The sequence below is a fragment of the Streptomyces sp. NPDC006134 genome (genome assembly GCF_040628835.1).
Lineage (GTDB): Bacteria > Actinomycetota > Actinomycetes > Streptomycetales > Streptomycetaceae > Streptomyces.
On record NZ_JBEXTV010000016.1, the window covers coordinates 78,708 to 94,793 of the forward strand.

A 16,086-nucleotide genomic window follows, 5' to 3' on the forward strand; every position below is an offset into this window, starting at 1 on the left:
TCGACGCAGAAGATCCTGACACCGGGGTAATCCGTGAAAAAGCTCTCCGCACGACGACGCCACCCGCTGGCGGCGCTCGTCGTCCTACTCCTCGCGCTGGCATGCACCGGGGGGCTGTACGCCGCGTTCGCACCCGCGGACAAGGCGCAGGCCGACGAAACCGCCCAGTCCCTCGCCATCGACGAGGGCAAGAAGCTCTACTCGGTCGGCTGCGCCAGCTGCCACGGCACCGATGGTCAGGGCACCACCGACGGTCCGAGCCTGGTGGGCGTGGGCGCCGCGGCCGTCGACTTCCAGGTGGGCACCGGCCGTATGCCGGCCCAGCAGCCGGGCGCGCAGGTCCCGCGCAAGAAGAACATCTACTCGCAGGCCGAGATCGACCAGCTCGCGGCGTACATCTCCTCGCTGGGTGCCGGCCCGTCCGTGCCGACCAAGGAGCAGTACGGCCCCGAGGGCGCCGACGCGGCCAAGGGTGGCGAGCTCTTCCGCACCAACTGCGCGCAGTGCCACAACTTCACCGGCAAGGGCGGCGCGCTGACGCACGGCAAGTTCGCTCCCACCCTCGAGGGCGTCGACCCGAAGCACATCTACGAGGCCATGCAGACCGGCCCGCAGAACATGCCCTCCTTCCCCGACAGCACCATGTCGGAGCAGAACAAGAAGGACATCATCGCGTACCTGAACGCGGTCAACGGAGACGAGACCGTGAGCCCCGGCGGCCTTTCCCTGGGCGGACTCGGTCCGGTCAGCGAGGGCCTGTTCGGCTGGATCTTCGGCCTCGGCACCCTCATCGCCGTCGCCGTGTGGGTCGCCGCCCGGACCGCAAAGGCCAAGAAGTCATGAGTAGCCAAGACATTCCCGAAGAGAACCTGCCCGCAGCGCAGGACCACGCGCACGGCGAGGTCGCGGACGAGAAGCACCCGTTCGCCGACCCGGGCCTGCCCCCGCACGAGCACCGCATCCAGGACGTCGACGAGCGGGCCGCCAAGCGGTCCGAGCGCACCGTCGCCCTGCTGTTCACGGTGTCGATGCTGGCCACCATCGGCTTCATCGCCTCGTTCGTGGCGATCCCGCACGACAAGTCGGTCTACATCTTCCCGCTCGGGCACATCAACGGGCTGAACTTCGCCCTGGGCCTGACCCTGGGCCTGGCGCTGTTCTGCATCGGCGCGGGCGCGGTCCACTGGGCCCGCACCCTGATGTCCGACGTGGAGGTCGCCGACGACCGGCACCCGATCGAGGCCTCCGAAGAGGTCCGCGCGAAGGTGCACGCCGACTTCAAGCTGGGCGCCAAGGAGTCCGCGCTCGGCCGTCGCAAGCTGATCCGCAACACCATGTTCGGCGCGCTCACGCTGGTGCCGCTGTCCGGTGTCGTCCTGCTGCGCGACCTCGGCCCGCTGCCCGAGGAGAAGCTGCGCCACACCCTGTGGTCCAAGGGCAAGCTGCTCGTCAACATGAACACCAACGAGCCGCTGCGTCCCTCCGACGTCGCGGTCGGCTCGCTCACCTTCGCCAAGCCCGAGGGCCTGGAGGAGCACGACCACGGCTTCCAGAACGAGATCGCCAAGGCCGCCCTGATGATCGTCCGGATCCAGCCGGAGAACATCAAGGACAAGCGCGAGCTCGAGTGGTCGCACGAGGGCATCGTGGCGTTCTCGAAGATCTGCACCCACGTGGGCTGCCCGATCTCCCTGTACGAGCAGCAGACGCACCACGTGCTCTGCCCCTGCCACCAGTCCACCTTCGACCTCTCCGACGGCGCCCGGGTGATCTTCGGTCCCGCCGGTCACGCCCTGCCGCAGCTGCGCATCGGCGTGAACGACGAGGGCTATCTCGAAGCGCTCGGCGACTTCGCGGAGCCCGTCGGTCCTGCCTTCTGGGAGCGCGGATGAGCACCAACACCAGCACACAGTCCCGCTCTCGCGGGAAGGCACCGGCCGGCGAGCGCGTCGCCGACTGGGCCGACGGCCGGCTCGGGATCTACTCCCTGGCCAAGGCCAACATGCGGAAGATCTTCCCGGACCACTGGTCCTTCATGCTGGGCGAGGTCTGCCTCTACAGCTTCCTCATCATCATCCTCACGGGTGTGTACCTGACGCTGTTCTTCCACCCGTCGATGAACGAGGTGGAGTACCACGGCAGCTACGTCCCGCTGCAGGGCCAGCTGATGAGCGAGGCCTACAAGTCGACGCTGGACATCAGCTTCGACGTCCGTGGCGGTCTGCTGATCCGGCAGATCCACCACTGGGCGGCGATCATCTTCCTCGCCGGCATGTTCGTGCACATGATGCGCGTCTTCTTCACCGGCGCGTTCCGCAAGCCGCGTGAGATCAACTGGCTGTTCGGCTTCCTGCTGTTCGTCCTGGGCATGTTCACCGGCTTCACCGGCTACTCGCTCCCGGACGACCTGCTCTCCGGCACCGGTGTCCGCTTCACGCAGGGCGCGATCCTGTCCGTGCCGATCGTCGGCACGTACATCTCGATGTTCCTGTTCGGCGGCGAGTTCCCCGGCGACGACATGGTCGCCCGGTTCTACTCGATCCACATCCTGCTGCTGCCGGGCATCATGCTCGGCCTGGTGGTCGCCCACCTGATCCTGGTCTTCTACCACAAGCACACGCAGTTCGCGGGCCCCGGACGGACCAACAAGAACGTCGTCGGCATGCCGCTGCTGCCGGTCTACATGGCCAAGGCCGGAGGCTTCTTCTTCCTGGTCTTCGGCGTCATCGCGGCCCTCGCCGGCATCGCGACCGTCAACCCGATCTGGGCGCTCGGCCCGTACCGGCCCGACCAGGTCTCCACCGGCGCCCAGCCCGACTGGTACATGGGCTTCGCCGAGGGTCTGGTCCGCGCCATGCCCGGCTGGGAGATCAACCTCTGGGGCCACACGCTGGTCCTGGGCGTGTTCGTCCCGCTGGTGCTCTTCGGGCTGTTCCTCGCGGCGATCGCCGTCTACCCCTTCATCGAGTCGTGGGTCACCGGCGACAAGCGCGAGCACCACATCCTGGACCGGCCGCGCAACGCCCCGACGCGCACCGCCCTGGGCGTGGCCTGGATCACCGCCTACATGATCATGCTGATCGGCGGTGGCAACGACATCGTCGCCACCCACTTCCACCTCTCGATCAACGCGGTCACCTGGTTCGTCCGCATCGGCTTCTTCGTCGGCCCGGTCATCGCGTTCGTCATCACCAAGCGGATCTGCCTCGGCCTCCAGCGCCGCGACAAGGAGAAGGTGCTGCACGGCCGCGAGTCGGGCATCATCAAGCGCCTGCCGCACGGTGAGTTCATCGAGGTGCACGAGCCGCTCAGCCAGGAGCACCTGTACACGCTCACCGCGCACGAGCAGTACAAGCCGGCCGAGATCGGCCCGACGGTCGACGAGAACGGTGTCGAGCGCAAGGTGAAGGGCTCCGAGAAGCTGCGCGCCAAGCTCAGCAAGGCGTACTACGGCGAGGAGTCCCAGATTCCGAAGCCGACCGTCGAGGAGTACAAGGAGATCACGAGCGGCCACGGCCACCACTGATCCCCGAGCGTCGCCACGCCACGAAAGAAGGGCCCCGTCCGGTCTCCGGACGGGGCCCTTCGCCGTCCCCGCGGCTGGATAGGGTGGAGACGAGTCTTCTACACCCTGCGACACGACCCAGGAGCGGCTGATGAGCGCTGTGACCCCCGCTGGAGGCGACACCGCGGCGGGCCGTTCCTGGCCCGCCCTGCTGAACGGCCTGCTGGAGGGCCGGGACCTGTCCGCCGACGACACCGCCTGGGCGATGGACGTCATCATGCGCGGCGAGGCGACCGACGCGCAGATCGCCGGGTTCGCGGTGGCGCTGCGGTCCAAGGGCGAGACCGTGGAGGAGATCTCCGGCCTGGTCCGCACGATGTACGACCACGCCAAGGTGATCGAGGTGCCGGGGGAGACGGTCGACATCGTCGGCACCGGCGGCGACGGCGCCAAGACCGTCAACATCTCCACCATGTCGGCGATCGTGGTCGCCGGGACGGGCGCGAAGGTCGTCAAGCACGGCAACCGGGCCGCGTCGTCGGCGTCGGGCGCCTCGGACGTCCTGGAGAAGCTCGGCGTCAATCTGGAGCTGACGCCGCGGCGGGTGGCGGAGGTCGCGGAGGAGGCCGGGATCACCTTCTGCTTCGCCGTGAAGTTCCATCCGGCGCTGCGCCACGTGGCGGCGGCGCGGGGCCAGCTGGGCATCCGGACGGTGTTCAACTTCCTCGGTCCGCTGACCAACCCGGCCAAGGTCAGGGCGCAGGCGATCGGGGTGGCCGACGCCCGGATGGCGCCGATCATCGCCGGCGTCTTCGCCGGACGCGGCCACTCCTCGCTGGTCTTCCGCGGCGACGACGGCCTCGACGAGCTGACCACGACCGCCACGTCCCGCGTGTGGGTCGTCCGGGACGGCAAGGTCACCGAGGAGACCTTCGACCCCCGGGACGTCGGCATCGAGCTGGTCCCGGTGGAGGCGCTGCGCGGCGCCGACGCCTCCTACAACGCCGACGTGGCCCGGCGCCTGCTCAACGGCGAGCGCGGACCGGTGCGGGACGCGGTGCTGCTCAACGCGGCCGCCGCCCTGGTGGCGCTGGCGCCCGGCGAGGCGCCCCTGACGGAGCAGCTCCGGGCCGGGATGGAGAAGGCGGCCGAGTCGATCGACTCCGGCGCGGCCCGCCGGGCCCTGGAACTCTGGGTGGCCGCCAGCAACGCGTAACCGCGGCAGGCACGTCGTACGTCCCGCGATCCGGACAGGGGTTGCGGGACGTCGATCTTTTCCCGTACGTTCCTGTCCAGGTCATGAGCGACAGCCATTCGGCCCCGGCCGGCTGTCCGGCAACCCTCCGTCCGTGGCGGGGTGCCCCGGGTGAAGACCAGGCCGCAGACAGCAGGGTCTGCGGCAAGCGCGGACCCCTCACACGCTTCCGAGTGGGCGTGGGGCCAGGGGTCCTGGTCGTTCGAGGGAGCCTTCCGTGAGCAAGCGAATGCGCTAGGGCCGCAGAGCCCCGCCTCCGCACACCCCTTTCACTTTTCTCTCGCCTTCTCCCACGCCGGAGCCGTACGCGCTCGCGTGGTGAGGCGCGCCTGCCTGTACGGGAGTATCCCCATGTCCGTCTCCACCGCTGCCGCCGCCCCGTCCGTCTGTGCCCCGCTGCCCGTTCTGGGCCGGGATGTCACCGTGCCGCTCGTCACCGGCGGCGAGGTCGCCTACGCCGCGCTCGACTACGCCGCCAGCGCCCCGGCGCTCCAGCGGGTCTGGGACGACGTGGCGGCGTACGCCCCCTACTACGGCAGCGTGCACCGCGGTGCCGGGTACCTCTCGCAGCTGTCGACCGACCTGTTCGAGAACGCCCGCAGGACCGTCGCCGGGTTCCTGGACTGCCGGGACGCCGACCAGGTGGTGTTCACGCGGTCCACCACCGACTCCCTCAACCTGCTCGCCGCCGCGCTCCCGGCCGGCTGCCGGGTCTTCGTCTTCGAGACCGAGCACCACGCCTCCCTGCTGCCCTGGCGCAACGCGGACGTCACCTACCTCGACGCCCCGCGCACCCCCCGCCAGGCCGTCGAGACCCTGGAACGAGCGCTGGCCGACCGCGATCCCTACGGCCCGGCCCTGGTCTGCGTCACCGGTGCCTCCAACGTCACCGGCGAGCTGTGGCCGGTGCGGGAGCTGGCCGCCGCCGCGCACGCGCACGGCGCCCGGATCGTGCTGGACGCCGCCCAGCTCGCCCCGCACCACCCGGTGAGCGTCCGCGACCTCGACGTCGACTGGGTCGCCTTCTCCGGGCACAAGCTGTACGCCCCCTTCGGCTCCGGGGTGCTGGCCGGCCGCGCCGACTGGCTGCGCGAGGCCGAGCCCTACCTCGCGGGCGGCGGCGCCAGCCGCAAGGTCACCCGCCGCGCCGACGGGGGAGTGGACGTCGAGTGGCACGACAGCGCCGCCCGCCACGAGGCCGGGTCGCCCAACGTCATCGGCGCCTACGCCATCGCCTCCGCCTGCAAGGCCCTCACCGAGGCCGGGTTCGAGGACCTGGTCGCCCGCGAGCGGTACCTGATCGGCAAGGTGCGGGACGGGCTGGCCGAGGTGCCCGAGGTCAGGGTGCTGTCCCTGTTCGGGGACGACGCCCCGCGCGTCGGCGTGCTCTCCTTCGTCGTCGAGGGCTGGAACAGCTCCCACTTCGCCGCCGCCCTGTCGGCCGAGTACGGCATCGGCGTGCGCGACGGCCTGTTCTGCGCCCACCCGCTGGTGCGCACCCTGCTCGGCAGCGACCCGCAGACGCAGGGCGAGTGCGGCGCCCCCGAGGCGGCGCCCGGCGAGAAGTCCCTCAACGCCATCCGGGTCAGCTTCGGCGCGGGCACGCCCGACGAGCACGTGGAGCGCTTCCTGACCGCCGTGAAGGAGCTCGTGCGCGACGGCGCCCGGTGGAACTACCGCACCGAGGACGGGCGGTGCGTGCCGGACACCTCCGCCGCGGCCGCGTGAGCCGGTAGCCGGGCGCCCAGCAGGATCATCCGCAGGGCGCGCTCGGTGGCGTCCGTGAGGAGTTCGGCGGCCCGCAGCAGCGCCTCCGCCAGGGCCATCGGGGCGGGCAGGATGCCGTGGCAGGCGTCCACGCCCGGCACCTCGTGCGCGCCCTCGCCGAGCGTGCCCGCCAGGGCCAGCACCGGGCGGCCGTGGCGCTTGGCGCGGCGGGCCACCTCGGCGGGGACCTTGCCGCGCGGCGTCTGGTGGTCGAGGGCGCCCTCGGCGGTGACGACGAGGTCGGCGCGGGCCAGGCGGGCGTCCAGGTCCAGGTGGTCCAGCAGCACGTCGAAACGGGGCAGCAGGCGGGCGCCGAGGGCGGCCAGGCCCGCACCCAGGCCGCCGGAGGCGCCGCTGCCGGGGCCCAGACGCAGGTCGGTGCCGGTGGCCCCCAGGTCGCGGGTGAGGACGTAGGCCCAGTTCTCCAGCGCGTCCGACAACTGCTCCACCTGGGCGGGGGTGGCGCCCTTCTGGGGGCCGAAGACGCGGGCCACGCCCCGCTCGCCGCACAGCACGTTGTACGGGTTGCAGGCGACGAGCAGCTCGACGTCCCCCAGGCGGGGGTCGAGGCCGGACGGGTCGATCCGGGCGAGGCGTGCCAGCTCCCTCCCCCCTCGCGGGAGTTCGAATCCGTCCGTGTCCAGCAGCCGGGCGCCCAGCGCCTGGAGGGCGCCCGCGCCGCCGTCACAGGTGCCCGAGTCGCCGCAGCCGACCAGGACCCGCCGCACCCCGGTGCCGAGCGCGGCGCGGATCAGCTCGCCGACGCCGTACGTGGTCGTGGCGCCCGGGTCGCGCAGGGAGCGCGGCACCAGGGACAGGCCGGCGACCGCCGCCATCTCCACCACGGCCGTGTCCCCGCCGCCGAGGAGGGCGAAGTGGGTGCCGATCCGCTCGCCGAGCGGGCCGGTGGCGGGCAGCGCGACCAGCCGCCCGCCGGTCGCGGCGGACAGCGCGACGGCGGTGCCCTCGCCGCCGTCCACCAGCGGGACCAGGTCGATCTCGGCGTCCGGCAGCACCCGGCGCACGCCGGCGGCGATGGAGTCGGCGGCGGCCTGGGCGGACAGGGACTCCTTGAAGCCGCTGGGGGCGATGACGACACGGTTCAGCGAGGACGGCATGGACGGCTCCTTCGGTGCGGGCCCGGGCGGGCCTCAGCGGGTCACGGGCACGCCGAGCAGCGGCCAGACGGCGACGGCGAACAGCCAGACGAGCGCGGCGGTCAGCGGCGCCAGGACGGCGGACAGGCGCAGCAGGTCGCGCGGGGTGTAGGTGGGGGTGCCGGGGAGGTCGGAGAAGAGCGTGACGGGTTTGGCGGAGGCCGGGAGGGTGTGGCAGAACCCGGCGGCGGCCGTGGAGGCCAGCGCGGCGGCCACCGGATTGACCCCGGCGCCCACGGCCGCGGCGATCACCAGCGGCACCAGCACCGAGGACCGGGCCGAACGGGACTGGAGGATCAGATGGGCCGCCGTGCTGACCGCGACGACGACCGTGAGGAAGAGCGCCGGGGTCACGTCCGAGGGCAGCCCCGCCACCAGCCACGTCGCCGCGCCCGAGTCGGCGAGCGCCACGCCCATGGCCATCGTCGCCGCCATGAACAGCAGCAGGGACCAGGGGACGGTCTTGAGCGCGTCCTTCAGCCGTACGGTGCCCAGGGCGGGGGAGGCGGCGACGACCGCGCCGATCAGCGCGACGACGGCGGGCGGCACCCGGTGCAGCGGCTCGCTGCACCAGAGCACCACGACCGTGGCCAGCAGCAGCGCGCAGCGCTTCTCCTCCTGCGTCCAGGGGCCGGTGACGGGGCTGTCGCTGTGCCGCTGGATCTCCCGCGCGGTGATGTGCACGGGGCCCGTGCGGTCCGCGCGGCGGGTCGTCGTCAGCAGCACGGCCTCCGCGGCCAGGTGGGAGGAGGCGACGGCCAGCGGCAGGCCCAGCAGCAGCCACTCGGTGAAGCCGATCCGCTCCCCGGTCGCCTCCCACAGCACCGACACGGTGATCAGGTGCGCGCCCGCACCGATCAGGGTCGCCACCGCCGACAGCAGGATCACCGTCGGGAACAGCAGGGCCAGCATCACGACCAGCCGCTCGCGGCCGGCGAGGGCCTTGGCCAGGGCGAGGAACACCGGCAGCGCCAGCGCCGCCCGGCCGGAGGTGGCGGGCACCGCGAACGCCGTGACGACCAGCGCGGCCGTCGTCAGGTGCACCAGCTGCCGTACCGTGCGCGCCCCGCTCACCAGGAACGCCGCCGCCCGCCCGGCGAGCCCGGTCCGGATCACCGCGGCGGCCAGCACGAACGCGCAGATCAGCAGCCACACGGTGGAGTCGCCGAGGGTGCCGAAGAGGGTGTCGCTGCTGATCACGCCGGTCACGGTCAGCGCGAGTCCGGCACCCAGCGCGATGTAGGTGTCGTCGACCGGCGTGCCGATCCAGGCGCAGGTCGCCAGCGCGAACACGGCCAGGGTGATGCGGGCGTCCCCGCCCAGGGCGGGGAAGTTGGCGGGGACCGCCAGCAGCGCGCACAGCGACAGCGCCGCGCACGCGGCCACGGTCGGACGGAGATTCGGCGTCACATCACCGAGGGTTCACGCGGGCGGTGAGCCGCCGATGAGCCGCACATGAAGGAAACTTCACGTGGCGGGCAGCCGGTACCCCATCCCCCGGACCGTCTCCACCCGCTGCGCCCCGAGCTTCTTGCGCAGCGCCCGCACGTACACGTCCACGATGTTGGAACCGGGGTCGAAGTCGTACCCCCACACGTGGGACAGGATCTGCTCGCGGGACAGCACCTGCCCCGGATGCCTCAGGAACAGCTCCAGCAGCACGAACTCACGGGCCGTCAGGTCCACGGTCCGCTCCCCGGCCCGCGCCCGGCGGGTGCGCAGGTCCAGGGAGAGCTCGCCGGACCTGAGCACCGTCACCTCCGGCGCCCGGGCCGCCGTACGCAGCCGCAGGCGCACCCGGGCGAGGAGTTCCTCGAAGCGGAACGGCTTGGTCATCCAGTCGTCGGCGCCGCCCTCCAGGCCGGCCACCGTGTCCCGGACGGAGTCCCGCGCGGTCAGCACGATCACCGGGGTCGTCACGCGGGCCTCGCGCAGCTCGCGCAGGACCGTGAAGCCGTCCCGGCCGGGCAGGCCGATGTCCAGGACGATCAGGTCGAAGCCGCCGGTCAGGGCGTACTCGTAGGCGGCGTCGCCGTCGCCGACGACGGTGGTGGTGAAGCCGCCCGCGCGCAGGCCCTTCTCGACGAAGGAGGCGATGCGCTCCTCGTCCTCGACGATGAGGATGCGGGTCATGGACGTGTCTCCTCCAGGGTGAGGACGAAGGTGGCGCCGCCGCCCTCGGTGTCGTGCAGGCGGACCCGGCCGCCGTGGCCCTCCGCGATCGCCTTGACGATGGCGAGCCCCAGCCCGGCGCCCGAGCCGCGCGCCCCGCGCCGGGAGGTGCCGCGCCGGAACCGCTCGAAGATCACCTCGGCGTCCTCCGGCTGGACGCCGGGCCCGGAGTCGGCGACGTACAGCTCGATCCCCGCCTCCCCGGCGCGGGAGCCGATGCGGATGGTCTGGCCCGGCGTGGTGTGCTGCACGGCGTTCTGCGCGAGCTGCACCATCGCCTGCGTGATCCGCTGCGGGTCCAGCACCGCCTCCCGGTCGGCGACCTCGGCCAGCCGCCAGTCGCGCTCGCCCAGGGTGCGGGCCTTGACGTAGACGTCGGCGGTCAGCTCGGCGAGCTGGACCGGCTCGGGGGTGACGAAGTCGGGGCGTTCGGCCTTGGCGAGCAGCAGCAGGTCCTCCACGATCCGGCTCATCCGGTCCAGTTCGTCGGTGACCAGGCGGACGGTCTCCTCCCGCTCGGCCGGGTCGTCGCCCATCAGCTCCAGGTGGCCGCGCACGATGGTGATGGGGGTGCGCAGCTCGTGCCCGGCGTCGTCGACGAACTGCCGCTGGGCGGCGAAGGCCTGCTCCAGCCGGTCCAGCATCGCGTTGAACGTCTCGGCGAGGGCGGCGATGTCGTCGTGGCCGTGGACCGGGATGCGGCGGGTGAGGTCCCGCTCGGTCAGCTCCGCGGCGGTGACCCGCACCAGCCGTACGGGGGTGAGGATGCGGCCGGCGACCACCCAGCCGATGCCGGTGGTCATCAGCAGGGCGAGGCCGGAGATGACGAGCAGGATGCGGAAGACCTGCTCCACGCGGGCGTGTTCGTGCACCGGGTGGACGGCGACGACGAACGCCGCCTCCGGCTCGCCGCCGGGGCGGGCGACGGCGACCTTGGCCCAGCGGACCTCGCCCGAGGCGCGGTGCAGGGTGCCGGTGGAGCCGGGGGAGCCGAAGATCTCCCGCAGGCCGGCGGTGTCCCGGTACAGGGGCAGCCGCACGGGGACCTCGCGGTCCTGGACCAGCTTCGCGGGCGTCGAACCCCGGCGCCCGGCGAGGCCGATCAGCTCCTCCTCGGGATCGGCGTACTGCCCCGCCAGGTACGTCCGCAGCAGCCGCCGCGGGTCGGTGAAGGGGCGGCCGGTCGCCGGATCGGCGCTGCGCTCCTGGAAGTTGATGAACTCGTGGGCCTCCTGCGACAGTTCGGCACCGGCCCGGGCGTCGGCGTCCCGCAGCAGGATCGACCGGGTGGTGGTGGCGACCGAGGCGAGCGCGACCGCCATGACCAGCAGCAGCCACAGCAGGATGCGGACCCGTGCCGACAGGTGCCGGCGCGGTCCGTCAGCCGTCGGCGCCGGAACCGTCGTCGGCGTCGTCGTCTCCGGGGCCCGAGGTGGCTGCGGGCCCGCTGCGGTCGTCGTCATCGTCGTCCCCCGCGGGGCTGTCGGTCACCGGAGGCCGCGAGACGACCTCGTCGCTCGGCGTCGGCCCGGGGCCCGTGGCGGTGGGCGTGGCGGTGGCAGTGGGCGTGGCCGTGCCCGTGCCCGTGGCCGCGGCGGTGGGCGTACCCGTGCCCGTGCCCGTGGCCGCGGCGGTGGGCGTGCCCGTACCCGTGCCCGTACCCGTGGGCGTGGCCGTGGGGGAGCCGCTCTCCAGCTCCACCTTGGGCGGGACCTTCGGGGGCTCGGGGTTGTCGGCGAGGGCGAAACTCGTCGCCGCGATGCCGAGGGGGATCAGCACGACGGCGGCCAGCGCCGCCATCCGGCGGGAGAAGACCATGCCCCGATCCTGCCCCGGGTGCCCGGGGTCCCGGATGAGTCCCGGATGAAGAACCCTTCATCTTCCGGCCGGCGTCCGCCCCGGCCGGCCTCCGCCCGTCAGCTGTCGAGCCCGATGGCGAACGCCGCCTCCAGATCGTGCTGCGAGTACGTCCGGAACGCCACGTGGGTGTCGGTCCCCTCCACGCCGGGGATCTTGCTGATCCGGCCCGGGATGACCTCGGCCAGCTCCTCGTGCTCCCTGACCCGCACCATGGCGATCAGGTCGTAGGTGCCGGTGACGGAGAAGACCTCGCTGACGCTCTCCAGCGCGGCGATCCGCTCCGCGATCTCGGGAATGCGGTCCACGCTGGTCTTGATGAGGACGATCGCGGTGATCACGGCTGGTTCTCTCCCTCGGGGGCCGTAGCTGGGGCGCTCCTCACTCTAGTCTCCGGCCCGAACAGCACCCACGCCCAGCCGAATCCCAGCCCGAACCCCACCAGGTGGGCCAGGTACGCCACCCCCGGCCCGCTGCCCGCCCGCCCGGCGGCCAGCCACTGCAGGGCCGCCCAGAACGGCAGCACGATCCACGCCGGGAAGCGCAGCGGCAGGAAGAACAGGAACGGCAGCAGGCTGGTCACCCGGGCCCGCGGGAACAGGAACAGGAACGCGCCGAGGACCGCCGAGATCGCCCCGGAGGCGCCGACCAGGGACTGCTGCGAGTGGGCGTTGGCCACCGCGTAGCCCAGCAGCGCCAGGTAGCCGCAGGCGGCGTAGAAGAGGAAGAACCGGATCCGGCCCATCCGCCCCTCGGTCATCGGGCCGAAGACGTAGAGGAACAGCATGTTGCCGAGCAGGTGGACCCAGCTGCCGTGGACGAACAGGGCCGTGGCGGGCGTGAGGACGGCCCGCGGGGAGGCCGTGAACAGCTCCGCCGGGACCACCCCCCAGCGCCGGAACCAGGCGCGCTGCGCGGCGAGCAGCTCCTCGCCGGAGCCGTACGACGGATCGAGGCCCGAGGCCGGGCCGGCCAGGAAGACCAGGCAGCACACGGCCATCAGCCCGTACGTCACCGGCGCCTGCGCGCGCCGGGCCGGGCGGCCCTTTCCGGCGGCCCCGGCCGCCCGGCCCGCCCCGCTCCTCCGGCCGACGGCCGCGCTCCACTTGCGGATCATGAATACAGAGCATGACGTAACCGGACGCAACCGCACAGACCGCCTCGCCGCCGTGGACGGGCGGGCGCCGCGGACCCGGCAGGCCGTAGGGTTACGAGCCACACGCACCGGGAAGTCCGGCGCGTCACGGACACTGGAAGAAAGCGAACAGTCACGATGACGGTTCCCCTGCCGACCGACTCGACGCGGTGGCGCTGCGCGCTCTGCGGCAACCTCACCCGTTTCGACGTGACCCGCTCGTCGAAGGTGGTCGAGTACGTCCACCTCGATCTGGCCGGAGAGCCCACGGTCGAGGAGCGCGAGGTGGTCAGTGAGACCATCGAGTCGGTGCGGTGCCGCTGGTGCAACGCCGTGGACCAGGTGGAACTCGTGGACAGGCCGGGCGCCGGCTCCTGACGGGAGCGGCCCGGGCAGGGGCGGCCCCGTACCGGACCGGGGCCGCGCGGAGGCATTGGGGTAGACGGATGGCGGAGACACACGGCGGGGGGCCGGGCGACGGCGCCGCTGAGGTGCTCGACCGTCCGCTGCCCGACGGCGTGCGGCGCAGGGTCGTGCAGATCGTGTCCGACGGCTTCGGCGGGCTGACGCTCGCCGAACTGCCCGCACAGCTGCGGCAGTACGCCCGGTTCGCGCCGAACCGGCGCGCCAAGTTCGCGGGCAACGCCATGGCCGCGGCGCTGGAGACCGACCCGCTGTTCCGGCAGCGGATCGGGGAGAAGTTCAGAGAGGCCCAGCCGGAGCTGGCCGGCGCCCTCGACTCCGGCTCCCCGCCCCCGGCCGCGGACCCGCTCGACGTGGCGGCCGCGGCCTACGTACTGCGCCCCGCGGGCTGGGTGAAGCTGGTGACCGCCGCCGGCGAGGAGGCCCAGCGGGCGCACGCCGAGCGGGCCGACGAGGAGAGCCGGGCCGAGCTGGAGCGGCTGCGCGCCGAACTGGCCCGGGCCCGCGAGCACACCAGGAGCGAGACCGAGCGGCTGCGCGCCGAGCTGGACGCCGCGAAGAAGGAGGCCGAGTCCCTCCACCGCAAACTGCGTTCCGCCCTCAGCGACGTCAAGCGCGGCGAGGCGGCGCTGCGCAAGGCGCGGGCGGAGACCGACGCCGTGCGCGCCGAGAGCCAGACGCAGGTCTCCGCCGCCGAGAGCGAGACCCGGCGGCTCAAGGCGCGGCTCGGGGAGACGGAGGCCGCCCTGGAGGCCGCGCGCCGGGCGGCGCGCGAGGGGCGCAGCGTCGAGGACATGCGCGTACGGCTGCTGCTGGACACCCTGCTGGACGCCGCCCAGGGGCTGCGGCGCGAACTCGCGCTGCCGCCGGTGTCGGTGCGGCCCGCCGACACGGTCGACGCCGTCGAGCCCGGCCGGATGACGCCGAAGGACATCGCGGCCCGCGCCCTGTCGGACCACGACCCCGCCGTCCTCGACCAGCTCCTGGCGCTGCCTCAGGTGCACCTGGTCGTCGACGGCTACAACGTCACCAAGACCGGCTATCCGCAGATGCCGCTGGAGAAGCAGCGCCTGCGGCTGCTCGGCCAGCTCTCGCAGCTCGCCGCGCAGACCGGCGCCGAGGTGACGTGCGTCTTCGACGGGGCCGAACTCGCGGCGCCGGTGCTGCTGGCGCCGCCGCGCGGGGTGCGGGTGCTGTTCTCCAAGCCGGGCGTCACCGCCGACGAGCTGATCCGCCAGCTGGTGCGCGCCGAGCCGCCGGGCCGGCCGGTCGTCGTCGTCTCCACCGACCGGGAGGTGGCCGACGGCGTGGCGCGCGCGGGGGCCCGGCCGGTCGCGTCCGCGGTGCTCCTCAAGCGGCTGTCCTGAAGGTCAACGTACGGTCCGCTTGTCTGAATTGACGCGAATGTCGGGGAACGCAGCGTCAACTGGGCGTCACAGCCTGCTACTTGAGTGCGTAGAATGCAGGGTGTGACGAGATTTTTCAGCTGAGGATTTGAACTGATCACAAGAAGGTCACTAGGGTCAGGCGGCGAACCTCCGAGCGGGTGATCACTCAAAAGAAGGGTTTCACCTCCGTGGCGTCCCACCGTCGACCCAAGCAGCCCAGTCGCGCCCGCGTGACCGTGCTGACCACCGCAGCCGCCGCTGCCGTCGCCCTCAGCTCCCAGGCCGCCAACGCGGCGCCCGGCGAGAAGCCGAGCAAGGACGAGGTCAAGACCCAGGTCGACAAGCTCTACGAAGAGGCGGAGAAGGCCACCGAGAAGTACAACGGGGCCAAGGAGAAGCAGGAGAAGCTCCAGAAGGAGATCTCCACCATCCAGGACAACGTCGCCCGCGGCCAGGAGGAGCTCAACGAGCTCCGCGACGGCCTGGGGATGGCGGCCGCCTCCCAGTACCGCACCGGCAGCATCGACCCGTCGCTGCAGCTGTTCCTCTCCGCCGACCCGGACGACTACCTCGACAAGGCCTCCACGCTGGACCAGCTCAGCGGCCAGCAGGTCGAGGCGCTGAAGAAGATCCAGGTCAAGCAGCGCGACCTCGCCCAGCAGCGCGCCGAGGCGTCCGAGAAGCTCAAGGACCTCGACGCCACCCGCACCGAGCTGGGCAGGAAGAAGAAGGAGGTGCAGGGCAAGCTCGCCGCCGCGCAGAAGCTGCTCAACAGCCTCACCGCGCAGGAGAAGGCGGCCCTGGCCGCCGAGGAGCAGCGCGCCACCCGCGCCAGCGAGCGCCAGGTCCTGACCGGCTCCGCTTCCACCGCCACCGCCTCCGGCCGCGCCGCCGCCGCCTTCGCCGCCGCCCAGAGCAAGATCGGCTCGCCCTACGTCTACGGTGCCACCGGCCCCTCCTCCTACGACTGCTCGGGCCTGACCTCCTGGGCCTACGCCCAGGCCGGCGTCTCCATCCCGCGCACCTCCGAGGCGCAGTCCGGCATCGGCACCCGCATCTACTCCGTCAACGACCTGAAGGTCGGCGACCTGGTCTTCTTCTTCAACGACCTGCACCACGTGGGCCTGTACGCCGGCAACGGCCAGGTCCTGCACGCCCCCCGCACCGGGACGGTCGTGCGGTACGAGTCGATGAGCACCATCGGCGGTCCGTTCATGTGGGGCGTCCGGGTCTGACCGGCCCTCAGGGTTCCCCCGAAGCCCGCACGGTATGCCGCCCGAACGGGCGAATCACGGAAACCGTGTCCGGCCCCCCGCCCCGCCGCTGACCTGCGTCGGCGGCGGGGCGCCGGGTTTTCGCGCCGGGCCGGGGTGTTGGATCGGCGCCCCGGCACGGGGCTACTGTCTGCCGCGTTTCCCTGTCCGCCA

At 72.5% G+C, this 16,086-nt stretch carries 14 protein-coding genes, 2 pseudogenes and 1 riboswitch; of the genes and pseudogenes, 8 read left to right on the plus strand and 8 right to left on the minus strand.

What is annotated here, in order from left to right; genetic code table 11:
* Window positions 1–33 precede the first annotated feature (33 nt).
* The 5 genes from ABZ340_RS13240 to ABZ340_RS13260 all read left to right on the plus strand — a co-directional run bounded on the left by ABZ340_RS13240 (window position 34) and on the right by ABZ340_RS13260 (window position 6,488).
* Window positions 34–843, plus strand: coding sequence for a c-type cytochrome (locus ABZ340_RS13240; RefSeq protein WP_358781862.1), 810 nt, complete (start codon window positions 34–36; stop codon window positions 841–843).
* Window positions 840–1,892, plus strand: coding sequence for a Rieske 2Fe-2S domain-containing protein (locus ABZ340_RS13245; RefSeq protein ID WP_358781863.1), 1,053 nt, complete (start codon window positions 840–842; stop codon window positions 1,890–1,892). The genes ABZ340_RS13240 and ABZ340_RS13245 overlap by 4 nt, the downstream gene beginning before the upstream one ends.
* Complete coding sequence (locus tag ABZ340_RS13250; protein WP_358781864.1) at window positions 1,889–3,526, plus strand: cytochrome bc complex cytochrome b subunit; 1,638 nt, start codon at window positions 1,889–1,891, stop codon at window positions 3,524–3,526. The genes ABZ340_RS13245 and ABZ340_RS13250 overlap by 4 nt, the downstream gene beginning before the upstream one ends.
* 130 nt (window positions 3,527–3,656) lie before the next feature.
* Window positions 3,657–4,721 (plus strand): anthranilate phosphoribosyltransferase, encoded by a 1,065-nt coding sequence (trpD, locus tag ABZ340_RS13255; protein ID WP_358781865.1) that lies wholly within the window; start codon window positions 3,657–3,659, stop codon window positions 4,719–4,721.
* A gap of 79 nt (window positions 4,722–4,800) precedes the next feature.
* Window positions 4,801–4,917: riboswitch (SAM riboswitch) on the plus strand.
* 194 nt (window positions 4,918–5,111) lie between these two features.
* Window positions 5,112–6,488 carry an aminotransferase class V-fold PLP-dependent enzyme gene (locus ABZ340_RS13260; protein ID WP_358781866.1) on the plus strand — a complete coding sequence of 459 codons (1,377 nt, stop codon included), beginning with the start codon at window positions 5,112–5,114 and terminating at the stop codon, window positions 6,486–6,488.
* Here ABZ340_RS13260 and ABZ340_RS13265 read toward each other — a convergent pair.
* The 8 genes and pseudogenes from ABZ340_RS13265 to ABZ340_RS13300 all read right to left on the minus strand — a co-directional run bounded on the left by ABZ340_RS13265 (window position 6,434) and on the right by ABZ340_RS13300 (window position 12,830).
* A complete protein-coding gene (locus ABZ340_RS13265) occupies window positions 6,434–7,645 on the minus strand; it encodes a glycerate kinase (RefSeq protein WP_358781867.1) in 1,212 nt (403 codons plus the stop codon). The two genes, ABZ340_RS13260 and ABZ340_RS13265, sit on opposite strands and share 55 nt — an antisense overlap.
* 33 nt (window positions 7,646–7,678) lie before the next feature.
* Complete coding sequence (locus ABZ340_RS13270; RefSeq protein ID WP_358781868.1) at window positions 7,679–9,094, minus strand: SLC13 family permease; 1,416 nt, start codon at window positions 9,092–9,094, stop codon at window positions 7,679–7,681.
* A 57-nt stretch (window positions 9,095–9,151) separates the two neighbouring features.
* Window positions 9,152–9,817 (minus strand): response regulator transcription factor, encoded by a 666-nt coding sequence (locus ABZ340_RS13275; protein ID WP_358781869.1) that lies wholly within the window; start codon window positions 9,815–9,817, stop codon window positions 9,152–9,154.
* Window positions 9,814–11,319, minus strand: a complete 1,506-nt coding sequence (locus ABZ340_RS13280; protein ID WP_358781870.1) for an ATP-binding protein — start codon at window positions 11,317–11,319, stop codon at window positions 9,814–9,816. The genes ABZ340_RS13275 and ABZ340_RS13280 overlap by 4 nt, the downstream gene beginning before the upstream one ends.
* A pseudogene (locus ABZ340_RS13285) lies at window positions 11,237–11,407 on the minus strand (small secreted hydrophilic protein); the annotation flags it as partial. The pseudogene ABZ340_RS13285 and the gene ABZ340_RS13280, both read right to left, overlap by 83 nt.
* A 114-nt stretch (window positions 11,408–11,521) precedes the next feature.
* A pseudogene (locus tag ABZ340_RS13290) lies at window positions 11,522–11,674 on the minus strand (small secreted hydrophilic protein); the annotation flags it as partial.
* Window positions 11,675–11,772: 98 nt separating this feature from the next.
* Window positions 11,773–12,054: an Lrp/AsnC ligand binding domain-containing protein gene (locus ABZ340_RS13295; RefSeq protein WP_189413504.1), complete on the minus strand. Its 282-nt coding sequence runs from the start codon at window positions 12,052–12,054 to the stop codon at window positions 11,773–11,775.
* Window positions 12,051–12,830, minus strand: a complete 780-nt coding sequence (locus ABZ340_RS13300) for a rhomboid family intramembrane serine protease (RefSeq protein ID WP_358781871.1) — start codon at window positions 12,828–12,830, stop codon at window positions 12,051–12,053. The genes ABZ340_RS13295 and ABZ340_RS13300 overlap by 4 nt, the downstream gene beginning before the upstream one ends.
* 156 nt (window positions 12,831–12,986) lie before the next feature.
* On the opposite strand from ABZ340_RS13300, the gene ABZ340_RS13305 reads away from it, so the two are divergent.
* From ABZ340_RS13305 to ABZ340_RS13315, 3 genes are all read left to right on the plus strand, one after another.
* A complete protein-coding gene (locus tag ABZ340_RS13305; RefSeq protein WP_358781872.1) occupies window positions 12,987–13,226 on the plus strand; it encodes a hypothetical protein in 240 nt (79 codons plus the stop codon).
* Window positions 13,227–13,294: 68 nt separating this feature from the next.
* Entirely contained in the window at window positions 13,295–14,638 is a 1,344-nt protein-coding gene (locus ABZ340_RS13310) for an NYN domain-containing protein (protein WP_358781873.1), read from the plus strand.
* A gap of 209 nt (window positions 14,639–14,847) precedes the next feature.
* Window positions 14,848–15,894, plus strand: a complete 1,047-nt coding sequence (locus ABZ340_RS13315; protein ID WP_358781874.1) for an NlpC/P60 family protein — start codon at window positions 14,848–14,850, stop codon at window positions 15,892–15,894.
* Window positions 15,895–16,086: the final 192 nt, after the last annotated feature.